General features: G+C 67.4%; 13 protein-coding genes. 6 read left to right on the top strand and 7 right to left on the bottom strand.

The features are described from left to right. Positions 1-63: 63 nt before the first annotated feature. Positions 64-972, bottom strand: a complete 909-nt coding sequence (locus PT931_RS19935) for a hypothetical protein (protein ID WP_456247247.1) — start codon at positions 970-972, stop codon at positions 64-66. A gap of 348 nt (positions 973-1,320) precedes the next feature. On the opposite strand from PT931_RS19935, the gene PT931_RS19930 reads away from it, so the two are divergent. After that, entirely contained in the window at positions 1,321-1,866 is a 546-nt protein-coding gene (locus PT931_RS19930) for a hypothetical protein (protein WP_456247246.1), read from the top strand. Between the two features lie 200 nt (positions 1,867-2,066). Here PT931_RS19930 and PT931_RS19925 read toward each other — a convergent pair whose 3' ends face one another. From PT931_RS19925 to PT931_RS19905, 5 genes are all read right to left on the bottom strand, one after another. Continuing rightward, the gene (locus tag PT931_RS19925; protein WP_456247245.1) at positions 2,067-2,573 is read right to left on the bottom strand and encodes a hypothetical protein; all 507 of its coding nucleotides are present in this window, start codon (positions 2,571-2,573) and stop codon (positions 2,067-2,069) included. 166 nt (positions 2,574-2,739) lie between these two features. Next, positions 2,740-3,846 carry a zinc-ribbon domain-containing protein gene (locus PT931_RS19920; RefSeq protein WP_456247244.1) on the bottom strand — a complete coding sequence of 369 codons (1,107 nt, stop codon included), beginning with the start codon at positions 3,844-3,846 and terminating at the stop codon, positions 2,740-2,742. A 148-nt stretch (positions 3,847-3,994) separates the two neighbouring features. After that, positions 3,995-4,507 carry a hypothetical protein gene (locus PT931_RS19915; protein WP_456247243.1) on the bottom strand — a complete coding sequence of 171 codons (513 nt, stop codon included), beginning with the start codon at positions 4,505-4,507 and terminating at the stop codon, positions 3,995-3,997. After that, complete coding sequence (locus tag PT931_RS19910) at positions 4,504-6,105, bottom strand: alpha/beta hydrolase (protein ID WP_456247242.1); 1,602 nt, start codon at positions 6,103-6,105, stop codon at positions 4,504-4,506. Before PT931_RS19910 ends, PT931_RS19915 begins: the two co-directional genes overlap by 4 nt. Continuing rightward, positions 6,102-6,458, bottom strand: a complete 357-nt coding sequence (locus PT931_RS19905) for a hypothetical protein (protein WP_456247241.1) — start codon at positions 6,456-6,458, stop codon at positions 6,102-6,104. Before PT931_RS19905 ends, PT931_RS19910 begins: the two co-directional genes overlap by 4 nt. A 354-nt stretch (positions 6,459-6,812) precedes the next feature. Between PT931_RS19905 and PT931_RS19900 the strand changes: the two genes are divergently transcribed. The 4 genes from PT931_RS19900 (at position 6,813) to PT931_RS19885 (ending at position 10,534) form a co-directional block, all read left to right on the top strand. Further along, a complete protein-coding gene (locus tag PT931_RS19900) occupies positions 6,813-7,172 on the top strand; it encodes a hypothetical protein (RefSeq protein WP_456247240.1) in 360 nt (119 codons plus the stop codon). A 4-nt stretch (positions 7,173-7,176) separates the two neighbouring features. Continuing rightward, on the top strand, positions 7,177-8,514 hold the full coding sequence (locus PT931_RS19895; protein WP_456247239.1) for a hypothetical protein: 1,338 nt from the start codon (positions 7,177-7,179) through the stop codon (positions 8,512-8,514). Continuing rightward, entirely contained in the window at positions 8,507-9,685 is a 1,179-nt protein-coding gene (locus tag PT931_RS19890) for a S8 family serine peptidase (RefSeq protein WP_456247238.1), read from the top strand. Before PT931_RS19895 ends, PT931_RS19890 begins: the two co-directional genes overlap by 8 nt. 528 nt (positions 9,686-10,213) lie before the next feature. Beyond that, the gene (locus tag PT931_RS19885) at positions 10,214-10,534 is read left to right on the top strand and encodes a hypothetical protein (protein ID WP_456247237.1); all 321 of its coding nucleotides are present in this window, start codon (positions 10,214-10,216) and stop codon (positions 10,532-10,534) included. 181 nt (positions 10,535-10,715) lie between these two features. On the opposite strand, the gene PT931_RS19880 is transcribed toward PT931_RS19885, so the two are convergent. After that, entirely contained in the window at positions 10,716-15,203 is a 4,488-nt protein-coding gene (locus PT931_RS19880) for an nSTAND1 domain-containing NTPase (RefSeq protein ID WP_456247236.1), read from the bottom strand. A gap of 514 nt (positions 15,204-15,717) precedes the next feature. Here PT931_RS19880 and PT931_RS19875 point away from each other — a divergent pair. Further along, positions 15,718-16,023, top strand: coding sequence for a hypothetical protein (locus tag PT931_RS19875; protein ID WP_456247235.1), 306 nt, complete (start codon positions 15,718-15,720; stop codon positions 16,021-16,023). The last annotated feature ends 78 nt before the right edge of the window (positions 16,024-16,101 follow it).

Below are 16,101 nucleotides of genomic sequence, written 5' to 3'. Positions count from 1 at the left end.
ACTGCCGAAGATCATCCGCCGTGCGCATCAGGTAACGTCACCAACCGGCTGGGTCCTCCGGGGTCATGAGCATTGGAACACGGTGGTCGCCTGGTGGTCCGGGCAGCGGGGGCAGGTGAAGACGTAGTAGGAGCCTGCGTCGCCGAGCGTGAGCCCTGCGTCTTCGTGCCCGGTGGGGCGCCACGGCTGGGTCTCGGTGCGGGCTGCGGGCCGCGTGGCCCACTCCGGTAGCCACCGATCGTAGGACCAGGGGTTTCCTTCCCAACTGGCGATCGTGAGCAGGTGACGCATCGGCCGCCCGCATCGGCAATCGGGATGTTCGGCGTACTGGATCCAGTCGGCCCAGCCGCCGACCTTGGTACCGGGGGCGAGGGCAAGCTCCTGGTTGTACTCGTAACCGGAGGTCTTCTCCCAGTCCAGGATCCTGCCGTACAGGTCGCGGTCGAGGTCGTGCCCGGACGGGAAGTCGACGACCGGTTCGGGGCTGAGCACGCACGGGTTCGGCAGCAGCTCGTCGTCGGCGAGCAGTCCGATCAGCTCTCCCGGGCCGGCGGGGTCGGCGGTGATGGTCGTCGAGTCGCGCCAGTACACCTTGACCAGAGCGGTGTCCCAGTCGCTGTGGCCCCAGGTCGGGCACCACAGTAGCTGGAACAGGTTCGTGCCCGGCGGGAACGGTAGCTCGGGCACGTCGCGGGCGAACAGTTGCAGTACCGGCACCAGCGGCTGGGTTCGCGACATCGCGGTGTCGCGGGACCCGCCTGCCGGGAGCCAGTCGGCGTGACTGCGGTCAGGGTCGTCACAGCCTGGCCACGCCTCACCGACCGGCCACAGCAGCGGACCGCCGAGCGAACTGTCGCCCTGTCCGGGTGCGCCGCGCCGGGGATGGAGCCGGACGGCGGTGCGCGCCAGCGGCGCGAGGTCGGGGAACAGGGCCGCAGGGTCGACGGGTCGGTCCGGGGTAGAGATCGTCACGGCCGCTGAGGCTACCCGGGCCCCTCCGACATCCGGTCAGGCATCGCCACGTGTGCCTCCCTGACCTCGGTGGCCTGCCTGGGGGCCGCATGTCTTCGAGGTGGGCGCTATGGAGGGTCAGCGCTGTCACCCGTGATCACGTATCGTCCTCCCGGCACAGGATCCGTATCGGGAGGCTGGATGTTGCAGGATCGGCTTCGCTTCGTCGTCACCGTCGTGTCGATTCTCGCCCTGACCTCGGCCTGCGGCCCCGACAAGCCGGCCGCCAGCCGGTCGGTAGCCACGAGTCCGGGGACGGCGGCCCCGTTGACCTCGGCTCCAGCCAGCCCTAGGCCGTCCCGACAGGAGATGTCTGACCTCGCCTCCCGGGCGCTCATCCCCGAGGGCACTCCGGCGCTGACCGGCGGACCGAAAACCCTGACGAGAGACAAGGCGTTCACCCCTGGGGCGCCGATGACGATGTGTCATCCACCCGAGGGCCTGTCCACAGCTCCGAAACTAGCCGTCGCCACGGAGCGTGAATGGGACGACAAGACCGGCCATGGGGCATACAGCGGCGTGTTCGTCTATGACGGAGTTTCCGCGAAGGAAGCGCTCGACGTGATCCACGCGGCGGCTGACAAGTGCGACAACATGCAGATGTCGGAGCGGGTCAGTCACGCGGCCGGCGACATCCAATTGCCCGACCCGGGTGTCGCGTGGTTTGGCTTCTGTGTCCGCCATCACTTCACGCCTGATGACTTCGACCTCTTCGAATGCACAGCCTACTTCGGCCGAGATGTGGGGTGGGGCGTCATCGCCGCCGTTGGCATGCTCACCGGCGACAAGGCCTCAGCGGAGAGGTTCGTTATAGGCATGGCTCCGACGGCTGTCGCACAGCTCACAAAGGCCTAGATATGAAGCAGCACCCGGAACCGGTTAGATGATCGCGCCGGTGAAGATCAGCCAGTTGACCATCGCGGCGCCCCTGCTTCAGAGAACATGGCGGTAGGATCAGCCGATCGCGACACGGCTCCCAGCATCAGGCTGGGAGTTCGGGCTTCCCCTCACCGACCTGGGTTGCCAAACGTCGGTTCGCGGGGCTGATAGAAACGCTATTGTTGGCGGGTTTCCACGATGTCGAGCAGTTCCTGGGCTACCGCCCGCAGCGAGGGCCGCGACGATCGCAGCAGCTGATAGGTCGGTGCTCCGGCGTGCAGAACTGCCTGGACTCGGGCCTCGAACTCTGCAAGCTCGTGGCGGTCATACGGTCGCCGTGATGGGGAGGGGTAGGCGCCGTTGTCGGCGATGCCCAGCAGCGCCTCGACGGCCGCTTCCGCCACGTCCTCGTGGTCGGAACCGCACAACGCGATCAGAAACGGCAGGACGTGCTCGGCCGGCTCCATGTACAGGCCGGAATGACCGTGAAGGACAACGTCCAGGAGCTCACTGGCCCAGCGGCGCGGCACGCCCTCGTGGGCCGAGGCGAGCCGTCGGAGCAACTCCGGAATATCGCCGGCTTCATAGCCGTCGTTCGCTCGCATCCGCGCCCAATCGAGCCGATCAAGTCCCACCAACGGTGGACGTGCCGTGGGACTGTCCCCATCCAGCCATTCGATCATTCTCACAGTCTGCCAGCGGGGCCAGTGGCGGCCGTCCGTGACCATCCCGGCTACCGCGCGACTCCCCCGCTAGCTGGCCGCCTGTGGGACATCGAGCTGGTCGCCTTCGGTCACACCTCAGCAGTTCGTCCGGTGATGGGCATGGCGGCGTTTCCAGGAGGGCTGCTCAGCTGAGGTCCTTCCAAGCGCGTCCGGCTCTGATGCGCAGGATCGTGCTGGTGGTGACGTGAAAGGTGTGCGCGACCTCATGGGTCGGGCGGGGGTCATCGCGGATGGCGCGGACCTGGTCAGGGTTGAGTTTCGCTGCCATCGGAGTGCCGGGTTGGCGCCTGTTGTCGGTCGGACATTCGGGGCATGGAAAGGCCCCGACGGCTCGGGCTTTGATGGACGCGACCCACTGGTGTCCTTGTTCGCAGCGCCAGCCGACGATGTCTGAGGCGCCGGAGGTGATGTGATCGCGCAGCGGTCCGTTGGTGTTGGCTTCCCATTCGGTGGCGAGCCAGGGGTGGGTGGCCGCTAGAGGCGGGTTGGGGGTGCGCGGGCAGCGTGGGCACCCTCCTCCGCCTTTGGCTCGGGAGGCGATCTGCGCGGTCCAGTGATGTCCGCGGCCGCATCTCCAGGCGACGGTCCGTGGGGATCCGGCGGTGACCTCGTCTGGTTCGACCGTGTTGTTGTCGCTGTCCCATTGGGCTGTCAGGTGCGGGTGGGTTTCGGACAGGGGTTGACGGTGCCGGCCGGCGCATGCCGGGCAGCCGGTGCCTTGAAGGATCCGGACGCGTGAGGCGATCTGGGCCTGCCAGCGCCATGCGCACTCCGAGCACCGCCACCAGGCGGTGCGCCCAGATCCGGCGGTGACGGTTTGTGGGTCGAGGTCGTTTCGCTCGTGGTCCCATTCACCGACCAGGTCTGGGCGCGCCTCCGCCATGGTCCGTCCGGCCTGGCGGGTGGCGATTCCGCGCGCCGGGGCGCAGGCGGGGCAGCCTGTGCCGGTGCGTACCCGTACGCCGATGACTGCCTGCCAGGTGTGGCCGCACTGGCCGCATCGCCACCAGGGCCGACGGCTCGATCCCGCCGTCAGTGTGGTTGGGATGGGTCCGTTGAGGTCGGCGGCCCACTCGGCGACCAGCGTCGGATGTTGTGCGGTGAATAGGCCGCGGCGGACTCCCGCTGGCCGAGCGGTGTTGGCTGACGGTGGGGTGGCTTGCGGGCTGCGTCGCGTTGGCGTCTCGTCGCCGGTTTGGTCGGCGGGTTCGGCGTCTGGGACAGCTGGCATGGGCACGAGGCTACTTAGGGGTTACAAGTCGTAGTTTTCAAACGGTCGGTGGCCTCCGGCCCCGTACAACGCCGGCGACGGCCAGGCAGGTACCTGGTGCTCGACGACCGCGTGGCGAGTCGGATGTGGGCGGGCGGTGACGGGCAGGTCAGTTGCCGATCTTCGGCGGCTGGTAGCACGGGGAGAAGATCAGTACGCCGACGTACTTCTCGTAGCCGGTGATGGAGATCTGGAATCCGTCTCGGGGGTTGCGTGCGGTGACGGACAGGTCGCCGCTTGGCAGTTTGTTCAGGGGTTCGGGGTATTCGTATCCCTGGGTGTTCCAGGACTTCTGGAGGGTGTCGACGACTGTCTGCTGGGTCTGGCCGGTCGGGAACGGCAACTGGTAGGTGCCTTGGATGTAGTAGCGCTCGTCGTCGGCGGTTTCGCCGCCCTTCCCCTCGCACGGTGCCGGTCCGATGCCGGTTTTCTTGCCGGCGTCGGGTTGGCCGTGCACGGTGGTGGACTGGGCCTGGAAGTATGCCTCGACCTGCTGGCTGGCGTCTTCTTGGCTGCGAGTCTGCAAGGGCTTCTCCTTGTCACTGCATCCGACGAGCAGCAGGACTCCCATGGCGACGGCCATCGGGATGCTGACTGCGCGACGAAGTGTGTTCGTGTTCACGACTGTGTCCTGACCTTGACCTTGACGCGCTCGTAGTCGCCGGCGATGACGGCGCTCTGATTCTTCAGGCTCTCACTTCCCGGTTCCCAGTATCCGCTGTGCCCGCTGGTGTCGACGGTGTAGACGTTGCCGCCGAACTGCGATTCGCTGGGTGGGACGAAGTGGGCCAGACCCCCGACCTTCGGCACAGGGTCGTCGTCGGCCGCGCCTGAGTACACGTGGCGGGGGTCGATGTTGAGGTCTGTGGCGCGGGTGACGTCCATGCCGGGGCTGCCGGCGGTGACGATGTCGTCAACGGCGAGGTGGCCGACCTGGGTAGCCTGCCCGATCACGGTCGACCCGTAGCTGTGCCCGACTGCGGTCAGGTGCGTCGGTGGCCCGTCGTGGGTGGCGCGGAGCCCGCCGACGAACTGGTCGAGGGCGGCCCCGCCAGCCTCGGCCCGGTGCGAACCCGCGGCGGTGAGGTCCACTTCGGGGGCGTCATAGCCGAGCCAGGCCACGACGGCGACGCTGCCCCTACCGGCGTTGGTGGCGGACTCCTGGAGCCGGGCGGCGCGGTCGACGTTGCCGAGCATGCTGTCGGTGAGCGTGGTGCCGACTCCGGGCACGAACACGGCGGTGTGTCGGGCGGTGTCGGGGTCACCGACGGAGACCAGGACCCGCCCGTCACCTGAGGAGTCGATGCCCAGCAGCAGCACCGGCGGGTCACCGGCGGGGTCGAGCCGGCGATGGTAGCGGTCCAGGATCCCGGCTGTCTTCTCCAGGTCACCGACCGCCTTGTGTAGGGCCGCGCGCTGCAGGTCGCCGTAGCTGCCCGCGGGTTGTTCCGCCGCATGGGCCTTGAGGGCGGCGATCTGGGCGGCGAGTGCCTCGCGCTGATTGTCGAGGTTGATCCGGTTGGCCAGGTCCCGTTCGCGGGCCGGCACGCCGTCGAGCCAGCCGACCAGGTCCGGATGCGCCGTGATCGCGTAACCGCGCTGCTCGGGTGTGAGTCCCCGCCACCATTCGGCGACGGCTCGCGGGTCCTTGCCGACCTGCGCCTGTACCGCGGAGCGGTCCAGGAGGGTCCCGCCGGCACGGCGCGGGATCCTGCCGTCGGGGGCGGGGGTCGCGGCGGTGATCCGGGCGGCCGTCGCGTCGTCGAGGGCGCGGGCCTTGGTGACGATGTCGACCAGGTCCTCCATGACCGCGCGCAGGGACATCACCGGCCGACCCATCTGGCCGGGGCCGCGTTCGGGCGGGGTGAGCTGGCCGGTGGCCCGGTCGAAACTGAAACCGCAGTCCTCCGCGTCCCCGATCACCTGGGTCGCGCGGCGGCGCAGCGCCGTCATGCCTTGCGCGAAGGAGTCCAGCGCGATCGCGATCTGGCGCAGCGCGGATTCGGCGTCACGGACGTCGTCGGCGAGGGCGTGCATCGCACCACTCGCGGTCGCCGCAGCCGGACCGTCGGTCCAGGCTTCGGGGAGCTTGCGGTTGACCCGGTCGACGTCGTGGGTGGTGTCGGTGAGCACCCCGGTCACCGCGGTCCAGCCGCCCGGCACCCGGTGCAGCGCATCCGGGTCCATGGCCAGCAGCTGCGGGATCGTGAGCGTGCTCATCGGGCGTTGACCGGCCGGCCGGTGTCGGGATCGACCCACTGGTGAAGGTGCAGTTGCGCGTCGGCGGCCTGCCGGTCGGTGCCGCGGTAGGCGTTGGCCGCCGCGGTCAAGTTCGTGCCCGCAGCGGCCAGCCGCGACGCCGTGGCGGCAAGTGCCATGTACCACCGCTCGGCGGCGAGCCTGGTCGCCGCGACAGCGGCCGAGCCGGCTCCACTGGTCGGGGTCAACTGGTTCTTGCCCTTGGAGTGAGCGTTGCCCACCGTGCTCCCGATCCCGCAGACCTCGCCCCCGAGCGCGCGAAGCGCGCCCGGGTCGACGATGGTCCTACCGCCGCTGTCAGCCGGTTGCCGCATGATCCCCCCAACCGATGCTCGCATTGTCCGTCATGTCGCTGTGCAAACTGCTGTCGCCTTCCGTGCGGCCACTACCAGTGCGGCGTGCCGGCGACCGAACGTCGCCAGGGCTGGTCGTGCCCTTCTCTCGGCGCCGAGAACCGATGGCCGGCAGGGGCCGTGCCGTGGTGCGGCGCGCCGAGAGCCCACCTTAGTCGGCCCGGTCGTTTCGCGTGTCCCTCACGTAGTGTCCGGCTTTCAGGATCTGTCGGATCTTTGACGGGCCTTGTCCGAGTTGCGCCATCCCCATAGGGTGGTCGCTGCCGCCACCACTGTCATCGATGAGAGGTGGCGTCAGCTCACGGGGAGGGCATCATGGCGGGCAACTCGCAAGGAACACAAGTCGATCCGGTGGCGGTGACCGCACTGCTGGCCACACTCGGCGGCCTGAACACAGTGCTGGGTGACACCCGGGTCGTCGACGAGCGCACGGGTAGGAAGCAGCACGATTTCGATGCCGACGCCAAGCATTTCGCCGGCGCCTCCAACCTCGCCTCGGCGTTGGAACTGGCCCGCCGCTGCCGCAACGGGATCAAAGACGCCCACACCATCGTGCGGTCCCTGGACACCGAATTCGCGGACCTGATCACCAAGGCCACCACCACCGTGCGATCCGCGGGTGGAGCTGACACGGCATCCGCCGACATCGTCGACCGCACCGGACAGGCGTGGTGACCTGATGGCCCAGTACGAAGAGCCGGAGCTCGACGGGCGGGCGCTGTTCGCCCAGCTGGCGAAGATGATCCGCGCCGATGACCCCCAGCAACTGCACGACAACGCCGACGCCTGGCTGACCCTGGCACGCGGCCTGTACAGCCGTGCCGCAGACCTGCGCGCCCATGCCGCAGAACTGGCCCGCCTGTGGCCGGACAGCACCGGCACGGCCGTCACCACCGCACTCGGCAGTCACATCGGCGCGTTGGAACGTGAAGCCGGCACCTATCAGCACAACTACGCCCAGGTCCATAGCGCCGCCGCCGCGCTCGCCGAGGCCCAGACCAAGCTCAGCGCGATCGAACACGATCCGAGCACCGTGGAGGCCAAAGCGGCCGAAGCCCAAAAGCTTCTCATCGCCTTGGACGGGGACTACCAGAGCAGCCACACCCGCATCCAGGACCCCAAGATCAGCGGCCAGGTAGGGAGCGGCGGGCAGGAATTGGGCACGGACCAGTCCCAGCCGGACTGGGTCAGCACCGAGGCAGGTCAGGGCCTCGGTCACACCCCAGGGGCAGCTCCCGACCCCGACTCCGGTGGCGTGGTTTCGCCACCATCGCCGGTTGTCGACCGAGAGGCCGATGGGCCTGTCGCGTTCCCCCCGGTCGACAGCGGGACGGATCTGCCGCGCCACCAGGACTCCGACACCGGCCTCGCCGGAGGCGGCGACGGTGGCTTCGGATCGCCCCAGACGTTCACCTCCTCCGGCCCGGGCGGCGGCACCGGCGGGCTCAGCCAAGGGTCCACGTCCGTGGGCGCGAGTGCGGGTGCGGGTGCGACGGGCACAACGCAACCGGCAGCGGGACCGGGTGGCGCATTCCGAGGGCCAGGACAGCCCGGTACGCCCGTTGCCGGCGCGGGACGGCCAGGTCCCGGCGGTCTCGGGGGCCCCGGTCTACCGGGCGGTCACGGCTCAGGTGTCGGCCCGCAAGGTTCCACCAGCAGACGACGCGACAGTCTCGCGACCGAGAACTGGTTGGCCGTGGACAACCACACCGCCCCCGCCGTGCTCGGTGGCCGGCGCAAAGCCAGCGACGACACCGACCCCGAAGCCCTCCGCTGGCAGCACGAGGACCAAGCTGTGGAGCCAGGTCCCGCCGACACCGAATTATTCGACTTCCTCGGCATCAGCCACACCGCCGGCCCGCACCCGTACGGCGACGAACTTGAGTACATCGACGACGCCGACGATGCGGTCGTCGATGAGCAGGACCGCGACTGGCGCGACGGGCTCACCGGCGACGAACTGGCGGCGTGGTCGACAATGACAGGCGTGCGACTCGCCGGACCTGCCCGTGACTAGCCGCGCCACCCACTGGCCGGCCCTCCTCGTCGCCGCGACCGTCGGACTGGTCGTGGCTGCCAGCTCACCGGCCTGGGCCGACAGCGTCCGCGACAAACAATGGCACCTGAGCACCCTGCGCGTCAGCGAGACGCACACCGCCAGTCAGGGCGACGGTGTGACCGTCGCGGTCATCGACACAGGGGTGGACGCCAACCACCCCGATCTGACGGGCAACGTATTGCCCGGTGTCGACCTCACCGCCTCCGGGGGGGACGGGCGGGTGGACCCCAGCGGTCATGGCACAGCCATGGCATCGGACATCGCCGCCCACGGCCACGGCCCGGGTAACATGTCCGGAGCCCTGGGCCTGGCACCGAAAGCCAAGATTCTTCCCGTGCGGTTCTCGACAGGAAACACCGACGGTGACCTCGGGGCAGGCATCCGGTGGGCCGTCGACCACGGCGCGAAGATCCTCAACGTCTCCAGCGTCGGGCCCGACCTGAGCAGCTTCCGTGACGCCACCACCTATGCGCTGGGCAAGGGCGCCATCATCGTCGCGGGCACCGGCAACACAGGGAAGGACGTCGGCGCCCCGGCGCAGTACCCCGGGGTCGTCGCGGTTGGAGGGGTGGACCGCGACGGCGGCCACTGGGCCCTGTCCAGTCACGGTCGCGAAACCGTCATCACCGCGCCCGCCGTCGACATCGTCTCGGCCAAGACCGGCGGCGGATACTTCATCGAGAACGGCACCTCCGACGCCACCGCGCTCGTGTCCGCGACTGTCGCTCTCATCTGGTCCAAGTACCCGCAACTCGACGCCAACAACGTCATCGCACGCCTGATCTCCACCGCCGACGACCGGGGCGAACCCGGCCGCGACCCGCTGTACGGCTACGGGGTCGTCAACCCGCACAAGGCGGTTACCGCCGACGTGCCCGCCGTGACCGCCAACCCGCTGATCTCTGCGCCGTCGTCGGCCCCATCGCCGCCGACCGCCAGCGCTCCTCCGTCCGGCCCATCGGCGGGTACCGCAAAGGGCAAAGCGGTGTCTCCCGGCACAGTGGTGCTGGTCGTCGGCGCGATGACAGCGGCACTCGTGTTGATCGGCGTGGCCATCGGGGTGTCGGTGGTCCGTCGGCGCGGGGGCCGCGACACTGCGCGGGCTGGGTCGTGGCCTCCTGCGAGATGAGCTAATCGCGGCGGGTGCCTCTTCACCATCGACGTCCTAGAGGTGGGCCGCTAGGCGGCGAATCTGCCGGCTCGTCTCGTCGTCTTGGATGGGGCGCCAAGCTGCAGTGCTCGTCGACGGATCAGCTGCCGCAAGGCGTAGCTCGCCCGAGGGCATGAAATCGAGGACTATGGCATCAAGCATGCTGCCAACGGGCGGGAGCTCCTCCGGACGCAGGTGACCCCAGCCCTCGGAGAGATTCACGAAGTCGATGCATCACTCGTGATCGAACTGCTCGTTAGCAGGCTGACCCGGATGTTTGAGAAGTCCTATGAGGCTCTCTGATATGTCCAAGGTGAGGTCCAGATCCGGAGACGTGCCGAAGTCGATTTCGGTCTGCAGGGGCTCACGCCGGAGCTGCCAGGCCGGCTCCTCGGCACGCAACACCAGCTATCTCCCAATCGAGGAGACCTCATCGCGGCATGTTGAACTCGTTTCGGCCATTGATCTCAAAGATGACCTTTATCTCCGCTTGTCGGAGACCCCATTGTGGAACCGCACACCGAGATCGCCGATATCGTGGCGCTACGCATCGCCCCTGACGGACTGCCCATCTGGCTGGTCCACTGCAAGTACGCGCATGGCGATGCGCCCGGACGCCGCGTTGAGGACCTCTACGAGGTATGCGGGCAAGCCCAGAAATCAATCAGGTGGCGGTGCAACAACCTGCTGCCATTCTTCCAGACTCTCGCCGACCGAGCCGCCAAGAAGGAACAGCGAGACGGAGTCAGCCCGTTCGAGGTCGGCGACCCCAGAACCCTGTACGAACTGCATGAACGTTCGAGGGCGCTGCGCTGCGCCCTAGGATAGAGATGGTCATCGTGCAGCCCGGGCTGTCGGCCGCTGCGGCGTCGCCCCAGCAGCTTGATCTGCTCGCATCAACCCAGGCGTACCTCAACACCACCATCAAGGCTCCCCTCTCAGTGTGGTGCAGCCCGTAGTCGACGCCGGGAGCCGCGACCAAGACTGACACCCTAAGCGGGATTGACCTTCAGTGGCAGATTGGCACGCGGTGTTCGCCGGCGGCATAAACCCGCCAATCTGCGGCACTGAGTTCGCCTGCCTGGCCGCACAGTTCCCATCGGGGATCCTTGTAGACGTCGATGTTCCACAGCCTCGCTGAGCCGTCTGCGGCGGTGGAAACCAGGAGACGTCCGTCATGGCTGAAGGCGAGGTCGCCGATTGATCCCGAATGGCCGAGCAGCGGAGCGCCTACAGGTTCCCCTGACAGTGGATTCCACAGTCGCACGGCGTTGTCCTCGCCGCCGGTGGCCAGGAGTTTACCATCGGGGCTGAAGACGATACTGCCCGTGACGAGGTCTGCTCGCGCTGCCGGTGAGCCGATGAGCGTACCGTTCGTGGTGTTCCACACCCGCACTTGCGCGTCTTCGGCGACGCTGGCGAGGTATTGGCCATCAGGACTCAGTGCTAGAACCTGGGCCGCAGGGACATGCCTGATAGTCACGCCGGTGGGCTTTCCTGTGGAGGGGTCCCACAGCCGGACCGCGTCATCCTTGCTTGCCGTCGCCAGGTGCTTGCCATCCGCGCTGAACGTCGCGCGGATGACTTCGCCAGTATGACCAGCCAGAGCTGGTCCTAGCGACTCGGCCGCGCCCGCTTCCGATGGTGAGACCGCTGGCTGCCTCGACAGTGCGGCAAGGCTCCACAGCCGAACTCCGTAAGGAGACTTGGGGTCACCGGTGGACGCGGCGGTAACTGCGATCCGTCCGTCGGGGCTGACGGCAAGAAGCGTGCGTTGCTCAAGGCCAGCGAGCGGTGCGAGGTTCAAGTAACCCTTGCTGCCCTCACTCCATCGATACACCGATCCACCTTCAGTACCGATCAGAACTGATCCGTCCGAGGCGACAATCAGGCGGCCAGGCCGTGCCACCGCAGGCACCGGCTGCGTTGCTCGGATGGTGAGGCTATTGATGTCCCGTAACGCGAGCGTTGTTACCCGATCGGGTGTATGTTCGCCTGTCGTGATCACCGAGCGTCCGTCGGGGGTGAACGCGGCGGACGGCCCGGAGTCGTAGGAGTCGAGTGCCGAATTGGAGGGAACGCCCAGGTCGACGTCCCACAAGGTCGTTCTATCGGAACCGCCGATGGCTAAGCGCCTGCCATCGGGCGAGAAGGCCAACGTTCCCGCACCATGGGCGGGCCACGATCGTTCGACCTTCCGTGCGGTCAGGTTCCACAAAGAGACGATTCCATCGCTGGTGCCAACCGCCAAGAGTCCCCCGACCGGGCTGAACTTCACCGCAACCGGCGAGATGCTATCCATCAGGTCCCCGGCGACGGATTCTCCGGTGACCGTGTCCCACAGACTCACTGATGAACTGCTGCTGAAGGTGGCGAGCAGCCGTCCGTCGGGGCTGAAAGAGATATCGTCGATTCTGCGGACTTCGCCACGGCGGTCGGTGATCTTCAGCAGGCGGATGAGTTGGCCCGTTTCCGGATTAGCCAGCGTCACCTGTGACCCTTCACCCGCTGCGGCCACGAGCTTTCCATCAGGGCTGAATCTGACCACGTTCACGGTGGCCGCCAACGCGATCGTCGGACGGATCTGCCGCGTCGTCGTCGGATCCCAGATGGTAACAGCGTTCCGGGATCCCGGTACGGATGAAGCACCAGGCTCGACGCTCTTAAGCAACGGCGGCGGCGTGGCGGGATTCAGCGTGCTGCCGACCGCGAGAAGTTTGCCGTCTGGGCTGAACGCCACGGTTCGGCTCGCACCGTCAATCGGAAGAGCCGCCTTGACAGGGGTCCCGCTGTTGGGATCCCAAATGCCAACGGTTCCGTCCCCGTTGGCGGTGGCGAGAAAACGCCCGTCGGAGCTGAACTGGAGCTCCTCTACGAATCCAGTGTGATCGAGCGGCAACCTGCGGATGGCGCGCCCTGACGTGGCATCCCACATCCTCACCGTTCCAGTGTCGTCTTCCTCACCGACCGTGCCAGTTGCCAGCCGTCGGCCGTCTGAGCTGAAGGCCAGTGCCACGACTGCCCCCTCCTGGCCGATGATGTTCGCCGACCGCTCAAGGAGCACGCTTGCCGCCTCGGATGCCTCGCGGGTCGGCGCGAAGTGGAGCGCGGCCGCGGCCAGCCGTTGCGCTTTGCTCCAGTCGGTCGAACTCACGTTTCGGCTATGCGCGGCCAACTGCCGGGACAGCGCTTCCGCGTGTTGTTGATCAAGAAGGTCGGAGTCAATTCCGGCGAAGTGCATCCAGCTGAGCAAGATTCCGGCCACAGCGATGCCAGCTCCGACAATGACACCTTTGCGACGGCGTTGGCGACGTTTTCCGGCAGCGACGAACTCGTGGACGGTGCCGTCGACGCTTAGAACACCGGTGAGATCATCGGCCCAACGCGCGACCGCTTTGCTTGCCTGCCGCAACTGTCGTCCGGAATATAGATACGACCCGTCGCGGTTGTGCTCCCGCCATGTGTGGACGTGGTTCACAACGGTGCGATGAAGTTTCTGTTCTGCGGGGTCGGGACGCCACCAGCCATGCAGTCTGTCCCACGAACGAAGAAGCCCCTCATGTGCGATCGTCACCTCGTCGGGATCGCTGCGCGTAAGGAGTCGCTGACTAGTGAACGCCTTGAGGACCTCATCCAGCTCGGCGGGGCTACAACCTACGACGGTCCGCAACTCGGAGAGCTTCATGGGACGACGAATGAGCGTCCCGTCGACGTCGGCGCTGAGATGGACGAACACGCGGCGGGCGATATCTCGAAATGCTGTCGACAGCCCACCGTAGGCCCGCTCGGCGCTGGTCTGCACGATGTTGGCCACCCCGCCGACACGGCGGTAGCACTCAGTGGTCAATCCAGCGGGTCCGCCAGCTTGCCACATAACGAACATGACCTGCGAGAGCAACGGGAGCGCGCCGGCGTCGAATCCCACCTGGACCCGCCGATCACGCAGATCCTCGATGATCGTCGCGACCAGGTCAACAGGGACTGACCGCCCAGCCTCGGAGGCGGGACCTGAAATTGCCTCGGCAAGGTCGGCCTCACCCATAGGGGTGACGGTGAACATGCCCTTCTCCACCGATTGCCGCACCGGAGCGAACCCGACCGCCTGGCCCAGGAAATCGCCCCGCATGGCGGCCACCACGAGAGCCGCTGGGCGCCCGTCGGACATCGTGGCGGCGGCGATGGCTGCCACAGCGGTGAGGAACGTCTCCTGCCGGGCGCGGTCTTCCAGGAGAACGACCATCTCCTCCAGCTGGTCGACCACCAGTACCAGCCGTGGCTCCTCGTCGTCGAGACCGCCGTGCCCCGGCAGATTCTTCTGTCGGGTCAGGATCTGGTGTACCAGCAGGTTGGCTCGGTCGGGGTGTTCAGCCAAGCTGCGGTGGACAGCCATGGCGTCGATGCCTGCCATGTCCGCCAGGTGGGTGGCCAGTTCGAGCAAGGGGTCCACGGTAGGTGTGATCACACGTCGGGGCCATAGCCGACTGCCTGCCACAAAGTAGTCCTCGGCCAGTGCGGTCATCAGTCCAGCGCGCAGGAGGGACGACTTGCCCGCGCCAGAGGGCCCCAGCACCAGTAGGAGGCCTGGATCGGTCAGGCATTCCCGAAGGCGCGCAAGGAGCCGACCCGTCATGGCTCTGCGACCGTAGAACACGGCGGCGTGATGCTCCTGGAAAGACTGCAGACCCAGATATGGACAGCCTTCCCACCGCCGAGGCGCCGCTTCGACGCCAGCAGGAACGGCCATCGCTGAACTAACCTGTCGACTGCTGACAATGTCGAGGATCCGACCGATGTCAGCCTGCGCTCTCCGTTCGTGCTGGCGATCCGCTTCCCTGCGAGCCTCCCCCATTCGGAGTTGCTGGGCCAATTGCTCGACACCGAGCCTGGTAGTGGTCAGCACATAGGCGAACTCCCCGAACATCTCGACCAACTCGACCAAGGCAAGCGACATGGCCGTGTCGAGTTCGGCATCGGTGACAGCCACCTCCAACGCGACACGCGTGGCATCGACCGCCCCGAACAGGTCCACCACCTCGCCACGCAGATCCCGGTCGACGGGTCCGACAGACGCGAACGCGGCAGCGACCCGATCCGCGACCGCTTGCCGCACTTCCTCCACTGTCGGCTCGGCGCGTTCACCGGCGGCGCGAATTCGCGCGATAGCGTCGCAGACAACCGTCGTCAAAATGTTCGCACCAACGTTCCCGACAACTCCAACTCCGGCGGTCAAGCCAGGATCGGCGCCGAGTGCTGCGGCGATGATCGGAGTAGCCGCGCCTGCCGCCAGCAGACCGACAAGCACGGTGGCCGACTCCCTGCGCAATGACGCGCTCGGAGAGGCGACGACCTCTGAAATCGTCGCGCGTAGCCTTGCCCCGTAACCCCTTCGGGCCATTGCTTCTCGCGCTGGCGCCTCAAGGTCCTCGCCCGACGACGTCGCGGGCTCGGAGGCATCGGTATCGACCGCGGGAACTTCGGGACCGGGGCTGGAGTCCATACGCCAAGGCTAGCGGCATGTCGGTCTCGCCCGAAAGGTCGAAACCTCCACACGCCTTGACGGCAATGCGACTGCCGCCCCTTCTGACCCCGAGGACTTCGCCGAGATCACCATAGCGGCACGGGCCACGACGCCGGACCTGCCCACGGTCCGACCGGTAGCCAACGACACGTTCCCGCAGCCCCGTGACGAGCGCCGGAAGCCCGCCTCGGCCGTGTCTATGGTCTACGGGGCTGGCTCCGCACTCGCTGGAGTGGTCGCGTTCCTCAGCGCGGTGGCAACCTCGCGTGAGCACCTCTGGGAGATGCTCGCGCTCGTCGTGGAGCACAGCCCGAAGTTACTCACCCAGCCACTGCCGGTCCTTGAGTCCCGCGACCCGCCCGGGAGGTCTGTGCCCGCTCCCCGCACTCGCCCCACGCACCGCCCGCTCCGCAGGAGACCTCCACGTCCTGCGGACTCGCCCTGCTCTAGCTCGGGGCGCGCCGCGCCGTCCCGAGCCCGGAGAAGCAGACGAGTGACCACAGGCATCATCATGACCACCATCGTGACCACGCTCGCCGGCATGGGCGTGCGCGCGTTGTCGCACCTGAAGGACATCCTCGAACTGAAGATACGGCGGATCCTCGCTGAGGCGCTGGCCGACCGGATCCGCGAGGGCGATTACCGCGACTCACCCGAGAAACTGGGTGAGGCGCTGGACAAGGTTCTGCAGCGGGCTTCCGACCCGGCCGTCAAACCCAAAGGCAAGGGTGCGGCAGCCGTGGGCGCGGGTCGGGGAGCCGTCGGACCCCGTGGTGGGCAGCCGCCCACGAAGTCGTAGGGCGTCCTGCGCCTGCCATCGAGTCCTCGCGGCTCGGTGGCAGGCGCAGGTCGACAGAAGGGCGAGGTTCGTCTCGGT

The sequence above is a fragment of the Longispora urticae genome, from assembly GCF_053902585.1.
This window is presented reverse-complemented; position numbering and strand designations above follow the sequence as displayed.